This is a genomic window from Anaerotruncus rubiinfantis, from assembly GCF_900078395.1.
In the GTDB taxonomy this organism is placed as follows: Bacteria; Bacillota; Clostridia; order Oscillospirales; family Ruminococcaceae; genus Anaerotruncus; species Anaerotruncus rubiinfantis.
Genome location: NZ_FKLA01000009.1, coordinates 1,885,053 through 1,907,099 on the forward strand (window position 1 = coordinate 1,885,053; position 22,047 = coordinate 1,907,099).

Consider the following 22,047-nt stretch of genomic DNA (forward strand, 5'->3'; position numbering starts at 1 on the left):
TCAATCTTTAAGCAGTGTTTTCAGCTCGTACAGTTTATTGAGCGCCTCAATCGGCGTGAGGGTGTTGACGTCGATCTGTTTGAGCTTTTCCTCCACTTCGGAAGGAATCACCGCTGTGAAGGACATCTGATCGCCCGGCGCTTCGGCGTGCGCTTTCTTCTTTCCGGCAGGTTTCACTTCTTCGCCTTCCTCAAGCTTGCCGAGCACCTGCCGGGCGCGCTTGATGATCCAGTCGGGCACGCCCGCGAGCTTACTGACCTCGATGCCATAGCTGTCGTCCGCGCCGCCCGGCACGATCCGGCGCAGGAAAGTGATGTCGTCCCCGCGCTTTTTGCAGGCGATATTGTAATTTTTGACGCTTGGCAGCTCGTCCTCGAGCGCGGTCAGTTCGTGGTAATGGGTCGCAAAGAGGGTCTTTGCGCCGACATAACGTTTATTTGCGATATATTCAAGCACCGCGCGTGCAATGCTCATGCCGTCGAAGGTAGAAGTGCCGCGTCCAATCTCATCGAGGATGAGCAGGCTCTTGTCGGTCGCTTCACGCATGATCTCCGCGACTTCGGTCATCTCGACCATGAAGGTTGACTGTCCGGATGCGAGGTCGTCCGAAGCGCCCACGCGGGTGAAAATCCCATCAACCACGCCGACCGAAGCCGACGCGGCAGGCACAAACGAACCGATCTGCGCCATCAGCACAATAAGCGCCGTCTGACGCATATAGGTCGATTTTCCGGCCATATTGGGGCCGGTGATAATTGCGATCAGCTTGTCGGAATTATTCAGCGCCGTATCGTTGGCCACAAATGGAGCCCCGTTCATCAGAAGCTCCACCACCGGGTGCCGCCCGTCTTTGATGCTGATTTCGTCCGAAAAATTGACCTCCGGGCGGCAGTAGCCGTTTGCAACCGCGACCGCCGCGAGCGAACAATATACGTCGAGATGCGCGAGTGCCGAAGCGGTCGCCTGCACCCGGTGCAGTTCGGAGGAAACCTGCTGGCGCACCGACTCAAAGAGCTTTGCCTCCAATAACGTGATCCGCTCGCCCGCCGAGAGGATTTTGTCCTCCAGGTCCTTGAGCTCCTGGGTGATGTAGCGTTCACAGTTTGCAAGCGTCTGCTTGCGGATATAGGTGTCCGGAACCAAGCCAAGATTCGACTTGGTCACTTCTATGTAATATCCGAATATACGGTTATAGCCAATTTTCAAATTTTTGATGCCAGTCTTTTCCTTTTCCTGCGTCTCGATCCCAACAAGGATCTGCTTGGTGTTGTGCACCAGCGTCCGCAGGCCGTCAAGCTCCTCGTCGAAGCCCTCCTTGATCACGCCGCCATCCTTGAGCGCCACCGGCGGCTCGTCCACAATTGCACGGGAGATAAGCCCGCACAGGTCGGCGAGCGGGTCGGTCTGGCGGTAAATATCGGACAGATAAGCGCTTTTGCAATCTTCCAACCGCGCTTTGATCGGAGGCAGTACCCGGCAGGTACATTCAAGCGATTTGAACTCCCGCGGGGAGGCATTGCCGTAGATTATGCGGGTCATCAGCCGTTCAAGGTCGTAAACGCCCGCGAGCGATTCGATAAGGTCGCAGCGCAGCATCGTGTCGTTATAGAGTTCCTCCACCGCGTTGAGCCTCTTGTTGATCACCGCTGGGTTCACGAGCGGCTTTTCGAGGAAACTGCGCAGCAGGCGCTTTCCCATCGCGGTCTTTGTCTTGTCGAGTACCCAGAGCAGCGTCCCTTTCTTTTCACCGGAACGCATCGTCTGGGTAAGCTCGAGGTTGCGCCGCGCGGTGAGCCCGAGCACCATATACTGTTCCGCGTTGACATAGCTCACGCTGGTGATTCGCTCAAGACCCTTCTGCTGGGTCTCATACAGATAGGAAAGCAGCGCGCCGAGCACCGAAACCGCAAGCGCCTTGCCTTCAATCCCGAGCTCCTCCGGGCTCTTTGAGAAATGTTTTTCGATCAGCCCGCGCGCATTCCCGGTGGCAAAGCGGTCTGCGTCCAGCAGATCGGCCACACAGTGCAGCTTATTTTTAATAAAACCGGTGAGAGCGTCTTTATCAAGGATGCCGTCGTTAAAGATGATCTCGCTGGGGGAATACCTTCCCAGCTCGTTGATGAGCTCGCCTTCGGCGTCGGCCGCGAACTGGGAGACAAACAGCTGCCCGGTCGAGATGTCAGCACAGGCAAGGCCGAAGCCCGCCTCCGTGAACATCACGCAGGCAATATAGTTATTCGCATCCTCCGAAAGCATATTCTGTTCGATGAGGGTGCCGGGCGTGACCACACGGATGACCTCCCGCTTGACCACGCCCTTTGCCTCGGCAGGGTTTTCCATCTGCTCACAGATGGCCACCTTGAACCCTTTTTTGATCAGCCGGTTGATATACGCGTCGCAGGCATGGTATGGCACGCCGCACATCGGCGCGCGCTCCTCCTGCCCGCAGTCGCGCCCGGTCAGGGTCAGTTCCAGTTCTTTTGACGCGACGATCGCATCGTCAAAGAACATCTCGTAAAAGTCGCCCAGGCGGAAAAACAGGATGTGATCCTTGTGTTTTTCCTTGACGGCAAAATATTGCTGCATCATTGGAGAGAGCTTTGTCATGTCAACTTGCATCTGCGGCGACCTCCGGGATGATTTTTGTTATCTGTCTTTCTTTTAATGGCAGCCGGAACAGGAATCGCAGCTCCCGCCGCAGCTCGCCTGCTGTTCGATCAGGTCAGGGTCCTGCCCATTCACGCTGCCGCGCAGGATCTGGAGCACGAAGTCCACCATGCTGTCAAGCCCGGCTTTCGCTTCGTTGTAGGCAAGCATGTTCTCATTCGTCATGATTTTGCCGTAGATCTCCTTGATCTCATCATTCACCTTGTTGATCGCTTCCTGATCTTTGTCGGCCTTATTGATCTCGTTGTTGAGCGCGATGCGTTTGAGGTTGAATTCTCCGATGAGCTGCTGCAATGCGGCATCCTCATCATTCTGCTGCTGCGCGGTCATCATGCGCAGATAGTTTTCATCCTGCTGGATGGCCTTTCCCAGTTCCCGTGCGATTGCAATAACGTCCATTTTTTGTTTCTCCTTTTATTTTCTTGGTTTTGATCACAATTCTATTTTGCCGAAGAGCGCCCAGTTTAACGCACGCGCAATCTTTACATCGGCAAAATTTCCAACCGCCTCTTCGGGTCCGGTAAATTCGACAATGTCGTTCGATACCGTCCGTCCGGAAAGGTAGCCTTCTCCGGTTCTTCCGGGACCTTCCACAAGTACCCGCAGCGTTTTTCCGACGCAGGCCTCCTGCTGTTCCCCGCGTATCCGCGACTGCAAGTCAAGCAATTCCTGAAACCATCTCGACTTCTCCGCCGCCGGGATAGGGTCCTCCATTTGAGCAGCTCTGGTGCCGGAACGCGGCGAGAAGATAAAGGTAAAAAGCGTCGTGTAGCGCACCCGCTTCACCAGTTCAAGCGTCTGTTGAAAGTCCTCGTAAGTTTCTCCCGGAAATCCAACGATGATATCGCTTGAAAAAGTCACGCCGGGGATCCGCTCACGCGCGTAATCGACAAGCCCGAGATAGCTTTCAACCGTATAACGGCGGTTCATTGCCGCCAGAACCCGGTTGCTGCCGCTCTGCACCGGCAGATGGATGTGGTTGCAGACCTTCGGACACTGGGCGATCGTATCGATCAGTTTTTGGGTGCAGTCCTTCGGATGGCTGGTCATGAACCGAACCCAGAAATCGCCCTCCACCGCATTTACCTCACGCAGGAGATCGGAAAAATCGACCGGATCGGCAAGCCCCTTGCCGTAGGAGTTCACATTCTGCCCGAGCAGAGTGATTTCCCGGTAGCCCGCCGCCGCCAGTTCCCGCGCCTCGTGCAGCACGTCGCGCGGTTCGCGGCTGCGCTCCCGGCCGCGCACATACGGCACGATACAATAGGTGCAGAAATTGTCGCATCCGTACATAATCGGCAGGTTTGCCTTGATCTTACCATCGCGGGCAAGCGGGATTCCTTCGACGATCTCTCCGTCCATATCCGCGTTTGAAAATTGCCTTGCCCTGCCGGACAACCGGTTATAGAGCAGCTCCGGCAGTGTGTAAAGCGCATGGGTACCGAAAACCAAGTCAACGTATGGGTAGCTCTGGCGGATCTTTTCCGCGACCCGATGCTGCTGCATCATGCAGCCGCAAAGCCCGATCAGCATATCCGGCCGGCGCTTCTTCACCGGCTTTAAGGCCCCCACATTTCCATAAACCCGCTCCTCCGCATTTTCGCGGATCGCGCAGGTGTTGTAGATCACCAGATCCGCATTTTCGGGCGAATCCGCAAAACCATATCCAATTTCGGCAAGCATCCCTTTAATCTTTTCCCCGTCGCTCGAATTCTGCTGGCAGCCGAACGAATGCACATAGCAGAGCGGCGGATGGTCGTACCGCTTCGCGAGCAGCTCGCCGGCACGGAAAGAAAATTCCTTCTGCCGCAGCATCGCTTCATCGCTCAGGCGGATTCTCTCTATCACAGACAAAATCAGTCCTCCAAAACCACAATATATCAGTTTATTATACCATTGGAGCACCATATTTTCAAGAGCAGGGCCGCAAAAAGCCGGACGGAATCCCCGTCCGGCTTGCAAGCTGCATTTTGATTATTTCAGGCTTTCCGCAAAAGCGCGGCCAAGTTCTTCCGCTTTGCGCAGATCCTCCTCTGAGGGGACGAAGCAGACCTTGTACCCATCTCCGAATACCGACATCTTGAGCCCCTGCAGACGGGCGGTCAGGTTGGGAACCGCTTCCCCGCTCCAGCCGTAAGAGCCAAATACCAACGCCGGTTTTTTGCGGTTGTTGACCGCGTCCACATGGGACAGCAGAATCCATGTGGGCGGGACCGCGTCACCGTTGATGGTGGGGCTGCCGAGCGCGAAAGCATCCGATCCGTTCAGGATCGCGGACAGCTCGCCCATATCATGCTTGATGATGTCATAGGTCACGACATCTGCGTCCGGTTTTACCGACAGGATGCCGGACTGGATCGCCTTTGCGACCAGCCGGGTGTTGCCATAGGCTGAAGTGTAGAAGACCGGGATGGTCAGCCGCTCATTCTTAACGGGCTGGCTCCAAGCGCGGTAAAGATCCATCGCCGCCTGCAGGCAGCCGTCCCTGGTCAGGACCGGGCCGTGGCTGTTGCAGCAGTATTCGACCGGCAAATCCTTGATCTTATCGAGCCCAGCCAGCACATAGGGCTTAAACGGCCCAAAGATGGCGTCATAATAGCCGCGGAAAGCCGCCTGGTATTTCTTTGGATAGGCCATGTTATAGTCAAAAGTATACGGCTCACAGTAGTGCGCGCCGAGAAAATCGCAAGAAAAGAGCGTTTTCTCCTCCTCGCACCAGGTGAACATCGAATCCGGCCAATGCAGAAACGGCGCCGAAATAAAGCGCAGCGTTTTGCCGCCGATATCGAGTACCTCCCCGTTTTTTGCCACCTGGAGTTTCAGATCGGCGCGGTTGGTAATGTTTTTCAGATAGATCGAACCGGCCTGAGAAGCAATGAGCGTGGCGTTCGGCGTGAAGTCCAGCAACTGGGCCAAACAACCGGAATGGTCGGGCTCGTTGTGGTTAAGGATAATATAGTCAATCTCGGCGGGGTCCACCACCTGGCGGATATTGTCGAGATAGTGCTTAAAATAGGTCTTGTGGCAGGATTCGATGAGGACTGTTTTCTCCGAACCCTTGAGGATATAGGAGTTGTAGGATGTGCCGTATTCGGTGGTCATCACAATGTCAAACACCCGCATATTCGGGTTGAGGATGCCCACGGAATAGATGCTGTCGGTAATTTTAATGGCTGCCATGATGAAAATTCCTCCCTGTTAGAAATCCGTATAAAAGATGTGACCATCCCGGCGGATGGCCACATGATCATTACTCCTGTTCGAAGAGATCTTTGCCAACGCCGCAGGTCGGGCAGACAAAATCCTCCGGGACATCCTCCCATTTGGTGCCGGGCGCGATGCCGCCTTCCGGATATCCTTCCGCTTCATCGTAAACATAACCGCAAATAGTGCAAACATACTTCGCCATATTCAGAATCTCCTTTACATTATTGTTAAAACATCTGCAATGTTTCCATACCAAAAACTATACCATATTCGTGTATTACTGTAAAGACCCTAAATGAAAAAATTTCCTCTATTTAAGCATTTTTTTGAGATACTGTCCGGTATAGGAGGCTTTTACCCTGCAAATATCCTCCGGCGTGCCGGTCGCAACCACCATACCTCCTTTGTCTCCGCCTTCCGGACCGAGGTCGATGATGTAATCGGCGGTTTTAATTACCTCTAAATTATGCTCAATTGTGATGACAGTATTCCCCGAATCCACGATTGTCTGCAGGACTTCGATCAATTTGTGCACATCGGCGGTATGAAGCCCGGTGGTCGGCTCGTCCAGGATGTAGACGGTCTTTCCGGTCGGACGCCGTGAAAGCTCGGTCGCGAGCTTGACCCGCTGGGCCTCTCCTCCCGACAGCGTGGTCGCTGGCTGACCGACCTTGATGTAACCGAGCCCTACATCATAGAGGGTTTGCAGCTTACGGGCGATCTTCGGCACGCTTGCAAAGAACGCAAGCCCCTCCTCCACCGTCATTTCGAGCACATCATGGATCGATTTGCCCTTGTATTTCACCTCAAGCGTCTCGCGGTTGTAGCGTTTGCCCTTGCAGACCTCGCACGGGACGAAGATATCCGGCAAAAAGTGCATCTCAATCTTGATGATGCCGTCGCCCTCGCAGGCCTCGCAGCGCCCGCCCTTGACGTTGAAGGAAAAGCGGCTCGATTTGTACCCGCGCATCTTGGCATCGGCAGTCTGTGCGAAAAGCTCACGGATGTCGGTGAAAACGCCGGTGTAGGTCGCCGGATTGGAGCGCGGCGTGCGTCCGATCGGAGACTGGTTGATGTCGATCACCTTGTCAACCTGTTCGATCCCTTCAATGTCAATATGCTTTCCGGGCTTGACCCGTGGGTTGGTGAGTTCTCGCGTCAGCCGTTTATAAAGCACTTCATTGATTAAAGAGCTCTTTCCAGAGCCGGAGACGCCGGTCACACAGGTGAACACGCCAAGCGGGATGTCCACATTCACCTCTTTGAGGTTGTTTTCCGCAGCGCCGACGATTTTGAGGAAGTTGCCATTCCCTTTCCGGCGTTCGACAGGCAGCGGGATATGCTTCGCACCGGACAGATACTGTCCGGTGATCGATCCTTTGCACGCCTTGATTTCGTCCACCGTGCCCGCGCAGACGATTTGACCGCCGTGCACACCCGCGCCCGGACCGACATCGACGATATAATCGGCCGCGTACATCGTGTCCTCGTCGTGCTCTACCACGATCAGCGTGTTGCCAAGGTCGCGCAGCCGCTTGAGCGTCGCGATCAGCTTGTCATTGTCCCGCTGATGAAGCCCGATCGACGGCTCATCCAGAATATAAAGCACCCCCATCAGCGATGAGCCGATCTGGGTGGCCAGCCGAATGCGCTGGCTTTCACCGCCTGAAAGAGTCCCGGCCGATCGCGCCAGCGTGAGGTATTCGAGCCCGACGCTGCGCAGAAAACCGAGCCGTTCGCGGATTTCCTTGATGATCAGCTCGGAGATCATCTGCTCGCGTGCGGTGAGCGTAAGTCCATCGAGAAATTCGAGCGCGGCCGTCACCGACAACTTGCAGAATTCGCTGATGTTAAGCCCGCCGACCGTCACCGCCAACACGGTCTTATTGAGCCGAGCGCCGTGGCAGACCGGACACTCGACGCTGTTCATCCAGTTGGTGATCTCTTCACGCATCCAGCTCGAATTGGTCTCCCGGAACCGGCGTTCCAGGTTGTTGACAATCCCCTCAAAATCGGTGTAGTAGGTGCCTTTGGTAGTCCCGTTTTCACGGTGCATCTGGATCTTTTCGCCGTTGGTGCCGTAAAGCAGGATGTCAATGACCTTCTGCGAAAGCTTCCCCACCGGCACATCAAGCGAAAAGCCGTAATGCGCCGCCAGCCCTTCGTAGTACATCTGCGCGATTCCGCCTTCGGCGTAGTACCAGCCGGAGGCGCGGATCGCGCCCTCCCGGATGGTCAGGCGTTTGTTGGGGATCACAAGGTCCGGGTCGACCTTCAGGAAAGTGCCGAGCCCTGTACACTTTTCGCATGCGCCGTACGGCGCATTGAAAGAGAACATGCGCGGGGTCAGTTCCTCAATGCTGATGTCGTGGTCCGGGCAGGAGTAGTTCTGGGAGAAGGTCAGTTCTTCCCCATCTGCGTCGACGACCGCCAGACCACCTGAAAGCGCAAGCGCTGTTTCAAGCGAATCCGCCAAGCGGGAACGGATCTCCTCTTTGACCACGAGCCGGTCCACAATGATTTCGATTGTGTGCTTCTTATTTTTTTCAAGCCGGATCTCCTCCGAGAGATCGTACAGATTCCCGTCGACACGCACGCGGACATAACCCGACCGGCGCGCGGCGTCAAACTCCTTGATATGTTCGCCCTTCCTGCCGCGCACGGTCGGCGCAAGGATCTGCACACGGGTCCCCTGCGGCAGAGACATCACCTTGTCCACCATCTGGTCGACCGTCTGCTGTTCGATCGGCCGGCCGCAGACCGGGCAGTGCGGAATGCCAATGCGCGCGTAAAGCAGACGCAGATAATCGTAGATTTCTGTCACGGTGCCGACCGTGGAACGCGGGTTTTTGGAAGTGGTCTTCTGATCGATTGAAATCGCGGGCGAAAGCCCCTCGATCGAATCGACGTCCGGTTTTTCCATCTGTCCCAAAAACTGCCGGGCATAGCTCGACAGGCTTTCGACATACCGCCGCTGCCCGTCGGCATAGATTGTATCGAATGCCAGGGAGCTCTTTCCCGAGCCGGAAAGCCCTGTAAAGACAATTAGCTTGTCGCGCGGGATTTCCAGATCTACGTCCTTCAAATTGTGCTCCCGCGCGCCTTTAATTACAATTTTATCAAGTGCCATCTAATTTTGTTCCTCCAGCCTGCCGCGGCATTTACGCGGCGAGATGCGCGGATTTGCCGCGCACTTATTTCCTGCCTTTCATCGAAGGCAGCCTATTCGGTTTCTCATCTTCCGCTTTGAGCTTCTGGATTTTGTCACGCAGGTAGGCGGCATGCTCAAATTCCAAAATTTTTGCCGCATTCTTCATCTCAGCGGTCAGTTTCGCAATCATCGCTTCGCGCTCCCTGTGGCCCATCTTCTTGCCGCGCTTTTTCCCAGAGGAGGGCTCCTCCTTCGCAGAGATTTCGATGATGTCGCGGACATCCTTTTTGATCGTCTGCGGCGTGATGCCGTGTTCCTTATTGTAGGCGATCTGAATCTCGCGGCGACGGTAGGTCTCCCGAATCGCGTTCTCCATCGATTCGGTGACCGAGTCGGCGTACATGATAACCTTTCCCCCGGCGTTTCGGGCGGCGCGGCCGACTGTCTGCACCAGCGACGTTTCGCTGCGCAGGAACCCTTCCTTATCCGCATCGAGGATCGCCACAAGCGAAACCTCCGGGATATCGAGGCCTTCGCGCAGCAGGTTGATGCCAACCAGCACGTCGAACTCCCCAAGACGCAGGTCACGGATGATCTCCATGCGTTCGATCGTATCGATGTCATGGTGCATATACCGGATTTTAACCCCCATATTCTCCATATATGCGGTGAGATCCTCCGCCATCTTCTTGGTGAGCGTTGTGACAAGCACCCGTTCCCCTTTTTCCGCGCGCAGGTTAATTTCGGAAAGCAGGTCGTCGATCTGCCCTTCGACCGGGCGCACCTCGATCTCCGGATCGACAAGTCCAGTCGGACGGATCACCTGCTCGACAATCTGAGCACTTTTTTCACGCTCCAGGCTGCCCGGCGTCGCGCTGACGAAAATGATTTGATTGAGCTTCTGGTAAAACTCGTCGAAATTGAGCGGCCTGTTGTCAAGCGCGGACGGCAGCCGGAAACCGTAATCAATCAGGCTGCGTTTACGCGACTGGTCGCCTCCATACATCCCCCGCACCTGCGGCAGGGTCACATGGCTTTCGTCTACAAACAGCAGAAAATCATCCGGGAAATAGTCGAGCAGCGTATATGGCGTGGAACCCGGCGCACGGCCGGAAATCACACGGGAATAGTTTTCAATGCCCTTACAGAATCCGACCTCCTGAAGCATTTCGATGTCATAGTTGGTGCGTTCCATAATTCGCTGTGCCTCGATGAGTTTACCCTGACTCTTAAAGCAGGACACCCGTTCGTCACATTCGCGGCGGATCTCATCGATCGCTGTCAGCATCTTTTCGCGTGGAACGATGTAATGGGAGGCCGGATAAATTGCGGCGTGGTTCACGATATTTTTGACCTCTCCGGTCACCGTATTGATTTCTGTGATGCGGTCGATCTCGTCCCCAAAGAACTCCACACGGATAGCCGTATCGCTCCAGTAGGCTGGAAATATTTCCACAACATCCCCACGGACCCGGAATTTATTGCGCACAAAATTGATGTCATTGCGTTCGTACTGCAGCTCTACGAGCTTTTTAAGAAGCTCGTCCCGGTCCCGCTGCTGGCCGGTACGCAGGGAGATCACCATGTTTTTATAGTCGATTGGGTCACCCAGCGTATAGATGCAGGAAACGCTCGCAACAATAACGACATCCCGGCGTTCGCCAAGGGCCGCCGTCGCCGAATGGCGCAGCTTTTCGATCTCATCGTTGATGGCCGAGTCCTTTTCGATGTAGGTATCGGTGTTCGCGATATACGCTTCCGGCTGGTAGTAGTCGTAGTAACTTACAAAATACTCGACAGCGTTGTTGGGAAAAAACTCCTTGAACTCGCTGCAAAGCTGCGCGGCCAGCGTCTTGTTATGCGCGAGCACCAGCGTGGGCCGGTTGAGACGCGCGATAACGTTTGCCATTGTAAAGGTCTTTCCGGAGCCGGTCACGCCCAAAAGGGCCTGCTCTTTATATCCCGCGAGCACGCCCTGCGTCAGTTTTTCGATTGCCTGCGGCTGGTCTCCGGTCGGCTTATAGGGTGCATTCAGTATAAATTCATTTGACATTATTTGTTCATCCTCGACAATCGGATCTATTCGTTAATCTATTACCTGCATTTAATTGAACGCTGATATTTCAACGTTTTTATCATATCATAAATAAAGCGCAACTTCACTATGCATATTGTAACAGAAAACGGATATTTAGAGCCAATTTATTTATCTCCCAAAAACCCCTTAAATTTGTGCAAAACACCGAATTTTTTATGTAAATTCTGAAAATAGAGCAAAATTGTTTAAATTCTCTAGCCTCATAATCCAATTTTAGATACAGAACATTTGTTCACCTTGTACATGGTGTTCAAAACAAATCTTCTGGTGAGCAGTATCTATTTTTTCCAGGATGATTTATACTATAAGGTTGCGTACCGAATAAGATCTCATTATAGGTGAGCTGGAAGAATAGGGATATCGTTTCTTTCGGATCGCAACCTATAGCCCGAGAAAGCGCGGCGGCAAAACGAAAGTTTTGCCGCCGCGCTTTCTCAAGTGATTCGACTATTTTAAGAAAAACCCCTCAATTCTCAATCCTGCGCGCCATATTCATGGGTGCGCATATATTCTTCGACCTGTACGAGATTTGGCATCGCTTCCGAACAGCTCTGTCCGGAAATGGTGATCGAAGAGGAAGCCGCCGCGTATTTGAGTGCTTCCGGAACCGAAATCCCGTGGATCATGCAATAGTTGAAGGCCCCGGAATAAGAATCGCCCGCGCCAAAGGTGTTTTCGATTTTGGCGGGATAGGTGCTTCCTTCATATACCTGTCCATCCGACGTATAAACGTCCGAACCTTTTTTCCCTTTCTTAATCGAGACGATCGAAACGCCCGCTTTCAGCAGACGGTTGGCCGAAGCACGGTTGTCATGGCTGTCCGGCATATAACAGTATTCCATCACATCGAATTCCTCTCGGGTGCCAAGCACCATATCGGCCTTTTCACAGGCCATCATATAATAGATGCTCGCCTCCTGCACACTATCCCAGGTTCCCTCACGGTAGTCAAGGTCGAGTGCAATTTTTGTACCGTTCCTGCGCGCGAACTCCATGGCGAGGAAAACTGCTTCACGTGCCGGAGAATGAGAAAGCGAGGTGCCGGAAATCAGGATCATTTTGTGGGAAGCAATGTACTTCTCGTCAAGCTGCGCGCAGTCGATCTGCAAATCCGCGCAGTCGTTGCGGTAAACATAATAGTTGCTTTTACGCGGTGCGATAAATTCCCCGATTGTCAGTCCGGAACGCACACCTGGCGCGGCGAACGCGATGTGGGAAATGTCAATTCCCTTGCCTTCTAGATATCGGATGACAAACCGGCCGAGGCCATCGTCCGAAACCTTGCCGATATAACCGGTCCTGAGGCCGAGATTTGCCATTGCGACCGCCGTGTTTGCAGGAGATCCGCCGACAAATTTGGAGAAGGTCGCGATCTCTTCAATTGGCCCAAAGCCGTTTGCGTATAAATCCACCGTCGCGCGTCCAAAGGCAACGACATCGCGCGGTTTTGTGCTGTCAAACTGGATCATGCGGTTCCTCCTTATTTGCTTTCCAGCTCTGCGAGATATTCTTTGGCCTGCCTGACCGAATAGCCCTCATGCACAATCTTGCGCAGGGTTTTCACCAGCGCGGTCGGATTCTGATACTGGAATACAAACCGCCCGTAGGTAACTCCCTTTCCGCCCGCGTCGATCACGTCACGGGTCATCTGCAGATAGCTGTCGATCGTACCGCCCGGAGCGCCGCCCGCGACCAGGACCCGGGTAGGCGTCCCGCGCACCACTTTTTCAAAGTCTTCCGGACTGCCCGGATAGTTGGTCTTGATGAGATCCACGCCGAGCTCTGCCGCGACGCGGGCTGCATAGAGCACATTCTGCCACGCCATACGGTCCTCTTGGGCAATCAGGTTGCCGCGCGGATAAATATGGGTGACCAGCGGCATACCGGCCGAAGCTGCCGCCTTGCTGAACTCGCTGAGCGTGCGAATCTGTTCGGGCTGGTTGTCACCGCCAACGATACAGCCAACCGACACAGCGTCCGCGCCCATGCGCACCGCTTCTTCTATATCCGCAACGATCACATCGGCGCCCGGCTGATAAGGCGAGAATGTGCTGCATTTGAGCACCAGCGGAACTCTGCCGGCATATTGCTCAAAACAGTGTTCGGCAATCCCTTTGTGCATCGTGATCGCATTGGGGTCTCCCGCCAGGAGCTTCTCAAGGGTATCTGCAATCGTATCAAGCCCGGGCAGCACGCCGCGCGCCATCGCATGGTCCACAGTGAGCCCGAGATAGAGTCCGTCTCCCTGTGGCATCAGGCGGTTGAGCCGCACGCTTTTTCCTAGAAAGGCCATAGTATGTTACTCCTTTATCATATGATATCGCTAAATAATCTTTTTACGCGCCGCATCATTCGGAGATGATCTTTTCGATGTTGTTGGTGAATTCATAACCGATCAGCGCCTGGTATTCCCTCTGCGGCATAAAGCGGCCATTTTTCAAGTATTCGTCAGTCGAACCGCACTCCTTATAGCAGCGGTAAAGCGCGCCGAGCGCAGCCGCCTCATGCAGTATCGACATCATTGGGTGAACCACCACCTTGACTCCCAGGGTTTCGAGTTCCCTGTCGCTGAAATTGTGCATCTCTTGGGAGAACTCGTTGACATCAATAAAGAACGGCGTATCTGGAATCGCTTGCGTAAAGGCGCGCATATCCTCCGCAGAAGCTACACAGGTCGGCATCAAAAGATCAGCGCCCGCTTCTGCAAAGAGTCTGCAGCGGCGGATGGCTTCCTCGAGCCCCACCTGCAGGTAGCTGTCGGTGCGTGCAATAATCACAAAATTGGGATCACGGCGCGCTTTGACGGCTGTTTTGATCTTTTTGCACATCTCTTCCGCGGGGATGAGTTCGACACCGTCCATGGCGCCGCATTTTTTAGGCGTGACCTGATCCTCGATATGGATGCCGCTGACGCCGGCAGCCTCATAATCACGTACCGTGCGCCAGACATTATTCAGCCCACCATATCCGGTATCCGAATCGCAGATGAGCGGCAAATCGATGCATTCCGCGATCAAATGCGCCCGGCCAATCATCTCACTGGCTGTCGCCAGCCCAATATCCGGCATTCCGAGCAGGCTGGCCATCGAACCGTTCCCACCCATGTAGCAGGCCGAAAAACCCGTCTGCTGGATCAACCTCGCGCCGAGCGCATCGTGGCACCCCGGAATCGCAAGGATTCCGGGCTTTTTAAGAAGTTCGCGCAGCCGCGCGTTCTTTTTTATATCCACAGAATCATCCCCCCATCAGGTGAACAGGTGAACGAAGAAGTCGACAAAGCCCGGACAAGCTGTGGTCACAATGATTGCGACCAGACCGACGGCCATAAAAGGCAAGGCTTCCCGCACTGTGCCGCCAAAACTCGCGTTTGCAATTTTTGAGGAAACAAAGATCCCAACCGCAAAGGGAGGTGTCAGGAACCCGACGCACATGTTGACAATCAGGATGGTGCCGAAATGCACCGGTGTGATGCCATAGGTCTGCGCAACCGGGAGAAGCAGCGGGGTCATGATCAGGATGGTGGCATTGATATCCATAAAGGTTCCCATAAAGAGGAACAGGATATTGATCATGATGAGAAACCAGAGCTTGGAGGTGATATTGCTGGTAATCGCATCGGAAAGGAAGTTTGAGATGCCGGTCAAGGTCATCGCTTTTCCTGCGACAGTTGAGAAGGCGTTCAGCAGCCCGATTGTGGCGGTGGACACCCCCGCCACCGCACAGCATTTCCAGAGCGAAATCGGGATCTGATTTTTCTTCATCCGCTTGATCATCACAAAATAGACGATGCCGTAAACCGCGCTGAGCGCACCAGCTTCGGTGACTGTGCAGATGCCGCCGTAGATGCAGCCGTAAATGATGATCGGCATGAGCAGGGCCGGAAAGGCGTAAACGGTGTTTTTGCCGATATCGATGAGTTTCTGTCCCATTGCGGTCTTTTCGGACGCCTGTTTGACTTCAAACTTACCGACACGGAAATAGTTGATGATGATATAGCCGATCGCAAAGATAAACGCGGGTCCGATGGTCGCCATCCAGACCTCGGAAATCTTCGTGCCGGAAACCAGCGCGTACATGATCCCCGGGACACTCGGCGGAATCAGGATGCCGAGGAAGCAGGTCGCCGCCAGGAGCGCCGAGGTATATGCGGCTGGATAGTGATCCTTTTCGAGCTCAGGCACCATGATCTTGCCGATCGCGCTGATGGTTGCCATCGCCGAGCCGGTGAGCACGCCGAATGCCATGCAGGCCACAATCGTAATGATGCCCGTCGCGCCGCGGATGCGTCCTACAAAAGATTTGATCCAGTCGATCAGCATTTTGGAGATGCCGCTGTATTCCATCAGAACACCCGCGAAAATGTAAAACGGAATCGCAAGCAGGGCGAAACTGTCGAGCCCCGAGAATGCATACTGCGCAATGGTCACGGTATTTTTGCCGCTAAACGCCAGTACAAGCAGGGACGAAAAACCCAGCGCGTAGGAAACCGGCATTTTAAACAGCATTGCGACGACCATAAACGAAACAATGAACAGCACAAGCGCTGTCAACGCTGACATATAATCACTCCATTTCTATCGGATACGGGCGTCGCGGTTCAGCGGGCCGCGGGGATTTTGCGTGCATGGCGGTAGAGATGATACAGGCAGTGGTAAATCCCCATAACAGTTCCGATGAATACCGGCAGATAGACGTAGCCCATCGGGATGCGCATGGTCGGGGAGGTCTGTGTGGTCGTCCAGATTTTCATCATATATGCCCAAAAGATCTTTCCAAAGACGATCAAAAAGGCGCAGGTCGTCAGCAGGGCTGCAACCTCAAGCGCGGACAGCGCTTTTTCCCGGAATTTTTTATTCTTAAGCTTTTCGAGCACCTGCTTGCAGACATCGATCTCGATATGTCCGCCTTCATCAATCGCATATGCCGATCCGATATAGGTCAGCCAGATAAACAGGTAACGGGAAAGCTCCTCCGCCCAGGCGGTTGATATAAAGAGCACATATCGGCACACCACCTCGATAAAGATGACCGCCACGAGCGTCAAGGTACAGGAGGCCATCAGAAACGTTTCAGCCCGTTTCATCAGGTCGTTTGTCCCTGTGAGCGCCGCAAAAAATTTCTGGTTTGATTTCATAATCGTTATCCCCTCCAAATCAGTCTGCCTTCCGTGTCCGGCCGGCGTGCGGAAAGAAGGAGACCAAGGACGGACGATCCGTCCGCCCCCGGTCTTTTTCATTCGCATCACTTTTATTCCCAACCGGATAAAACAGCTTCAGCAGGCTTAAGAAAGCGTCTTATATTCGCCGCTGATAATGGGGTCCATGATGTCCGCGCCGTATTTATCGTAAGATTCGTCCCAGATTTCCTGGTAGATCTTCTCGAGCTCGGCTTGCATCTCGGCGGAAGGCTCGGTAATTTCCCACTGGCCGCCCTCAACACCCTTGTTCTGGATGTTTTCGGTTTCAGCACGGAAGTACTCTGTGAATTCATCCGATGCGATCTGGGCGCACTCCCTGAAGATTTCCTTGTCCTCGTCGCTCAGTTTGTTCCAGAAGTCCGGTCCCGCGATGAAACAGCCGCCGGAATAGCAGTAATTGATGGTGCAGATCTGGGTGATTACGTCGGTGATACCCTGGTTGACGTAGTTAAACACCGCGTTATCCAGACCGTCGACAGTGCCGGTCTGCAATGCGGAAAGCACCTCGGAACCCGCGATCATAACCGGCAGAGCGCCGCATTTCTCGTAGAACGAGACGATCGATTCAACCGATGGTGTGCGGATTTTCAAGCCTTTGAGGTCGTTCATCTCAGTAATCGGGCGTTTGATGTTTCCAACCTGGCGGAATCCATTGCAGTAGGAGGAGATACGGATCAGGTTATTCTGTTCCATAATCTCAGCCAGTTTGTCCGCAATCCAGCCGTTGTTATAATATTTATCAGCCTCTTCATAGTCCTTCACCAGGCCAGGCAGCCAGGCAAAGCCGAGCGCGCCGTCGAGTACGCCGTCCATCGACATATCGTCACTCATCAGCACGTCGAGCGTTCCCATCTGGAGCATCTGCGCCATATCGGACGCATTGCCCAGCGAAGCAGCCGCAATCACGTCGGCCTTATAACGGCCTTCGGTTTTTTCTGCAATCAGTTCTGCAAAACGGTCGACATACGGCGCGCGCGCACCTGTGACGTCAGCGGTAACGGTGAAGGTCACCGCATCAGCCGGTGCAGGGTCGGACTGTGCTGGCGCGGCGTCCCCAGCCGAAGCGGCTGGGGCGGGAGCTGCGGAGGATGCGCTTTCCGAACCTCCACAGGCAGCCAGAGAACCAACCAGCATGGTCATTGAAAGTAACACCGCGAGTATTTTCTTACTGTTCATCAAATTTTTCTCCTTTTCTTTTTTATGTCAGACGGCGGGATTTTCCGCCGTCACATATACAGACTTTAATTACGGCGGGCAGCCTCCACCCAAAGCGCGATTTTTGACGTGTCCTCCAAGAGCTCCAGCAGACAAAAACATTCTTCCGCTTCCCTGCCCAGAACCAGTACGCCATGCGCTTTCATCAAAAAGGCAAAGGTGTCCGGATTTTCGCGAACCGCTTTTTCGACGTTTGCAGCCAGCTCCGGGGTCCCTGGCCAGGCTTCCGGAATGGTCGGAACCCGCACAAGCTTCATCTGTGCCGAATCGGTGAGCATCGGCAGTTCCTTATTGAGCAGGGTAAATGCGACACTGCTGCTTGGATGGGCATGGATAATAAAGTTGACCTCCGGTCGATAACGGTAGACACTTTTGTGAAACGGGGTCTCTTTTGAGGGCCGCAGCCCTTCCCGGCCCGCGAGCGGGCTGCCGTCCGGCCCACAAAACACCACCCCTTCCCGATCGGCCGACCGAAGCGCGACATTGGTGCCGGTGATCAAAAAGTTTTCGCCGCACCGGGCGCTGATATTGCCGCCTTCGGCAGAAACAAGTCCGCGCTCATAAACCAGCCTGGAATATTCGCACACTTCTTTCAATTGTCTGGGATAGTCCAATTCAAACTCCCACATAAGCAAACCTCTCCTATTCCTGCGGCTCCCAATTGCAAAGCATCTTTTCAAGTGAATCGATACTTCCGACGCTGCCGCCCTTTATTGCAAATTCTTTCCCTGCGAGTGTCCCATCAAGGATTTCCCCCTCGGCAACGCCCGGTTCCAGCTTTCCAGTCAGCCGCATCCGGCCGACCTTGAGACGCGCAAAGATCGACTGCGCGGTTTCGCCGCCGATGACCGCGACGCGGTCAAACACAGCGTTCGCACAGATCCTTTCCGCGCATTCGCCCATGTATTCCATAATCTTTTTGCTGACGCCGGGTTTGTAGGAATACTGTTCCACACGCGGTATGAAGATGACGCTGCCCTGCCGGTTTTTTGCAAGACAATCGGCAACTGCCCGGTCCTTAGCCGTTTCGTCCCCGTCGAGCAGGGCATCTATGTTCAGTTCGGAAATAAGCAGCCCATTCTCGTGGGATTTGGTCACCTGTTTTTGGGCCATATCGTATGCCGAGGCACAAAAGCAGAGGCTTTTTACCCGCCGTTTTTGAAAAACATGCGGCTGGGGAGCGCCGTACAGATAGGTTGCAAGCCCATCCGCCAGCCCCAGTGAGCCGGTCCAGAACACCTGCGGATAAAGCGGCACCAGCGTTTGCAGGATATTTAAAGTATCCTCCCGGGTGACCGCGTCAAAAACAATGATGCGATGATCCGCCGCAACCTGTTCCGCGGTCTTTTGCGCGAGCATGCCTCCCTTGAGCGCGTCGATATCCACCAGCCCGACCGAAAAGCGCGTGTGCTCTTCGAGGATTTCGGGAATATAGGATTTGGTGGGCGGCATCACAGGATCTTTTGCGTAGAGGGATTTGTGCAGGATCTCGCCTTCGCAGTACTGGTTGCCGTACAGCGTGAATGTACCGAGATCCGGGGCATTGTCCACAATGAAGCAGCGGTAATCGGGCATCGCCTCCAAAAGCCCTTCCAGCTCGTAGGCATCGTTCCCGCGGAATCCGGTTCCAATCTTTTTCATGAACATCTGTGGACCAAGCCTCTGGATTTTCTCACAGACAGAATAGTGCCGTTCTTTGGCGACCGCGCCGTCTGTGTTTCGCGAAGAAAGGTTGACCGCGACGATTTCCCCACCCCTCCGCGCAATCTCTTCCTCTGCGTTTGTGAAGATCGTGAGCTCCTGACCGCGTTCCGTATAGTAACTGCCGGAGTCAGCAGCACCGCTCAGATCGTCGGTTATCATTGTCAGGTAAACCATATTCGTCTTTCCCCCAAGTGTCCTGAAAAATATGAAAAAATGTTCGAATAAACATATTTTTATAATCACTGTTCATTGTTTGATTTAATAATAACATTAACACTGCTTTTGGTCAATAAAAAAACGGCCGAATTGGCCGTTTTCACAATTATCAATCTTTAATTTTATTGCTTCCCTATATTTTCAACACGTTTATAGTTCGATCAAACATTTATATAAAGACAAATTACCGTGCGATATGCAATTCAATTCCTTTTTCTTCCAGCATTCGCCGCCATTCCTGTGGAATGCCTGCATCGGTGACAATTGCATCGATTTCATCAAGCGATGCAATGAACGACGCCTGCACCTTGCCGAACTTACTCGAATCCATCAGCAGGATGCACACCGCCGAAGATGCAATTGCGGCGCGCTTGTTGTCCACCTCGTGTGAATGGATACAGGTGACCCCCAGCGTTTCATGAAATCCGGATGCGGACAAAAACATCTTATTTGCGCGGATACTACGGATGAACTCGACATTTTCCTTGGAGGTAAACATCTGGTCCTCCGGATGGTAATACCCTCCCGCAAAGATCAAATTTATATCGCTGGCGCGGCGCAGCTCATTAAGAATATTAAAATTATAGCAAAGAACCGTGATCTTTTCCTTGTCGACCAGATGCTTTGCGAGCTGTGTGTTTGTTGTGCCGCTGTCCACAATCAGAATATCGTGCGGATCGACAAGCGATGCGGCATACCGCGCGATACTTTCCTTCTCCTTCAAGTTGCGGATCTGTTCATAAGCGATGTCGTAAAATCCGCCGCTTTCAATCTGAACCTTCTTATAGTTTTGCAGCGTCGCGCGGCCATAGCTGCGCTCAACCGCATTGTTTTTTCGAAGCTGTTCCAGATCGCGCCGAATCGTCATCTCCGAAACCTCAAAGGTCTCGGCCAGTTCTTTCACCGACATTGTTTTATTCTCGTCGAGCAGCTCGATGATCTTTTGCATCCGGATATTCTTGTTGTTCATTTTTGCGCCTTCATCCCACTATTTATTGTTTGATTGATATTATAACGGAAAATGAATACAGAAACAACATCTTTTTTGAATAACTTCTTTTGTTTTAAATGCTCATTTCTCACCGCCAAGCTTCGCAGCTATTATACCCCATTATGTCCACATCCGCAAATGCGAAATCGGTTGGAAAAAGAGATGGAAAAAATCCTCCGCGTGTCAAACGCGGAGGACCTTCATCCTTCAAAGGAAAAATATCCGGAATCTCGCAGGGAAACATAATCCGAACCTGCAAAAATAAAGTGGTCGAGCAACCGGATTTTCGCCACTGCCAGCGCATCATATACCGCCTTGGTCGAGGCCATATCCGCATTTGACGGAACAGCAATCCCATTTGGATGGTTGTGCGCCAGAATCACCGAAACCGCCTGGGTACGCATCGCAATCTCCAGAATGTTGCGGGTATACATCGGCGCGGAATTGATGCTGCCCTCAATCACAAAGTCGGCATAAACCACGCTTCCCTTGCTATCGAGGCAAAGCAAAAAAATCTGCTCCTTCGTGCGGCCGACAAATTTTGGCTGTAAAAACGTCCCGATCGCTTCTATACTGGTGAGCACAAGACCTTTCTGATCGAAATCGTCAAGATATCTTCTGGAAAGATCCGGAATCAACTTGAGAAGCGTCGCGGTGTTGGCGCTGATCCCCTTCACTTTGCAAAGATCGCCAAAGTCCGCATTGAACACACCGGAAAGCGAACCGAATTCACGGATCAACCGGTGTGCCAGTTCATTTGTATCCCGCTGCGGGATCGCATAAAAAAGCAGAAGCTCCAGCACGTTATGCGGCTCAAAATTATCCAAACTGTCCCGCAGGAACCGGTCTTTTAGCCGTTGTCTGTGTCCGTCATGCAAGCCAGGCATCCGCTCACCACCGTTGTCCGTTCATTTTGTCAGGCTGTTTATTTCGCCCCCGGGGCTTTCCTGCTGCCGGGTTTCACAGCCGGAAGCTTTCCTTCCCTGCAAAGCGGGCATTCGTCCGCCTCCCAGGAAACGACTTCAGTCGGATAGACCGCTTTGAACGGTACGCCAAAATCGACCTGCCCGTTGCTGCGGTCCACGATTGAACCAACACCAACCACAACGCCGCCCGCCGCCTTGACCAGCTCGATCACCTCTTTGACCGAACCGCCCGTGGTGACAACGTCCTCCACAATCAGGCAACGCATGCCAGGCGTGATTGCAAAGCCGCGGCGCAGCTCCATTTTGCCGTCAACACGCTCGGTAAAGAAGTTTTCACAGCCAACGTGGCGGCTGACTTCATAAGCCATCTGGACGGCGCCCATTGCAGGCCCAATGACCACGTCGATCTTTTCATCTTTGTACAGTTCAGCCAGCGCCGCACAGAGTTCCTCACTGTATTTTGTGTGTCGGAAAATCTTCGCACACTGCATATATTTGTTGGAATGCCGTCCTGAGGTCAGCAAAAAATGTCCCTCCAAAAGTACGCCGGATTCCTTCAGAATTGCTTCTACCCGTTCCCGTGTGATCACGCTTTCAACTTCCTCTCTGTTGCAATAATCGATGGATTCCAAATTATTATACCAAAATCCGCCTTATTTGCAAATAGTCTCTATT

18 protein-coding genes are annotated in these 22,047 nt (G+C 53.4%); all 18 read right to left on the reverse strand.

Features of this window, described 5'->3' with window-relative positions; all coding sequences use genetic code 11:
• The gene (gene mutS / locus BN4275_RS14555; RefSeq protein WP_066460481.1) at nt 1-2,607 is read right to left on the reverse strand and encodes a DNA mismatch repair protein MutS; all 2,607 of its coding nucleotides are present in this window, start codon (nt 2,605-2,607) and stop codon (nt 1-3) included.
• Between the two features lie 54 nt (nt 2,608-2,661).
• On the reverse strand, nt 2,662-3,066 hold the full coding sequence (locus tag BN4275_RS14560) for a YlbF/YmcA family competence regulator (protein WP_066459580.1): 405 nt from the start codon (nt 3,064-3,066) through the stop codon (nt 2,662-2,664).
• Nucleotides 3,067-3,099: 33 nt separating this feature from the next.
• Nucleotides 3,100-4,515 (reverse strand): tRNA (N6-isopentenyl adenosine(37)-C2)-methylthiotransferase MiaB, encoded by a 1,416-nt coding sequence (miaB, locus tag BN4275_RS14565; protein WP_341423470.1) that lies wholly within the window; start codon nt 4,513-4,515, stop codon nt 3,100-3,102.
• A gap of 126 nt (nt 4,516-4,641) precedes the next feature.
• Nucleotides 4,642-5,847: an FprA family A-type flavoprotein gene (locus BN4275_RS14570; RefSeq protein ID WP_066459584.1), complete on the reverse strand. Its 1,206-nt coding sequence runs from the start codon at nt 5,845-5,847 to the stop codon at nt 4,642-4,644.
• A gap of 70 nt (nt 5,848-5,917) precedes the next feature.
• Nucleotides 5,918-6,076 (reverse strand): rubredoxin, encoded by a 159-nt coding sequence (locus BN4275_RS14575; protein WP_066459586.1) that lies wholly within the window; start codon nt 6,074-6,076, stop codon nt 5,918-5,920.
• Between the two features lie 108 nt (nt 6,077-6,184).
• A complete protein-coding gene (gene uvrA, locus BN4275_RS14580) occupies nt 6,185-9,004 on the reverse strand; it encodes an excinuclease ABC subunit UvrA (protein WP_066459588.1) in 2,820 nt (939 codons plus the stop codon).
• A gap of 64 nt (nt 9,005-9,068) precedes the next feature.
• Nucleotides 9,069-11,078: an excinuclease ABC subunit UvrB gene (uvrB, locus tag BN4275_RS14585; RefSeq protein ID WP_066459591.1), complete on the reverse strand. Its 2,010-nt coding sequence runs from the start codon at nt 11,076-11,078 to the stop codon at nt 9,069-9,071.
• Between the two features lie 518 nt (nt 11,079-11,596).
• Nucleotides 11,597-12,592 (reverse strand): 5-dehydro-2-deoxygluconokinase, encoded by a 996-nt coding sequence (gene iolC / locus BN4275_RS14590; protein WP_066459594.1) that lies wholly within the window; start codon nt 12,590-12,592, stop codon nt 11,597-11,599.
• Nucleotides 12,593-12,603: 11 nt separating this feature from the next.
• Nucleotides 12,604-13,416: a class I fructose-bisphosphate aldolase gene (locus BN4275_RS14595; RefSeq protein ID WP_066459596.1), complete on the reverse strand. Its 813-nt coding sequence runs from the start codon at nt 13,414-13,416 to the stop codon at nt 12,604-12,606.
• Between the two features lie 55 nt (nt 13,417-13,471).
• On the reverse strand, nt 13,472-14,353 hold the full coding sequence (locus BN4275_RS14600) for an isocitrate lyase/PEP mutase family protein (RefSeq protein WP_079988299.1): 882 nt from the start codon (nt 14,351-14,353) through the stop codon (nt 13,472-13,474).
• A gap of 15 nt (nt 14,354-14,368) precedes the next feature.
• A complete protein-coding gene (locus BN4275_RS14605; protein WP_066459598.1) occupies nt 14,369-15,682 on the reverse strand; it encodes a TRAP transporter large permease in 1,314 nt (437 codons plus the stop codon).
• A 38-nt stretch (nt 15,683-15,720) separates the two neighbouring features.
• Entirely contained in the window at nt 15,721-16,257 is a 537-nt protein-coding gene (locus tag BN4275_RS14610; protein ID WP_161940209.1) for a TRAP transporter small permease, read from the reverse strand.
• A gap of 147 nt (nt 16,258-16,404) precedes the next feature.
• Entirely contained in the window at nt 16,405-17,496 is a 1,092-nt protein-coding gene (locus tag BN4275_RS14615) for a TRAP transporter substrate-binding protein (protein ID WP_066459601.1), read from the reverse strand.
• Between the two features lie 65 nt (nt 17,497-17,561).
• Nucleotides 17,562-18,164, reverse strand: a complete 603-nt coding sequence (locus tag BN4275_RS14620; RefSeq protein WP_066459603.1) for a class II aldolase/adducin family protein — start codon at nt 18,162-18,164, stop codon at nt 17,562-17,564.
• Nucleotides 18,165-18,177: 13 nt separating this feature from the next.
• The gene (locus tag BN4275_RS14625) at nt 18,178-19,413 is read right to left on the reverse strand and encodes a four-carbon acid sugar kinase family protein (protein WP_066459605.1); all 1,236 of its coding nucleotides are present in this window, start codon (nt 19,411-19,413) and stop codon (nt 18,178-18,180) included.
• A 226-nt stretch (nt 19,414-19,639) separates the two neighbouring features.
• Nucleotides 19,640-20,425: a DeoR/GlpR family DNA-binding transcription regulator gene (locus BN4275_RS14630; protein ID WP_066459607.1), complete on the reverse strand. Its 786-nt coding sequence runs from the start codon at nt 20,423-20,425 to the stop codon at nt 19,640-19,642.
• A gap of 221 nt (nt 20,426-20,646) precedes the next feature.
• Nucleotides 20,647-21,333, reverse strand: a complete 687-nt coding sequence (locus BN4275_RS14635; RefSeq protein ID WP_066459609.1) for a JAB domain-containing protein — start codon at nt 21,331-21,333, stop codon at nt 20,647-20,649.
• Between the two features lie 38 nt (nt 21,334-21,371).
• Nucleotides 21,372-21,962, reverse strand: coding sequence for an orotate phosphoribosyltransferase (gene pyrE, locus BN4275_RS14640; RefSeq protein ID WP_066459610.1), 591 nt, complete (start codon nt 21,960-21,962; stop codon nt 21,372-21,374).
• Nucleotides 21,963-22,047 lie beyond the last annotated feature (85 nt).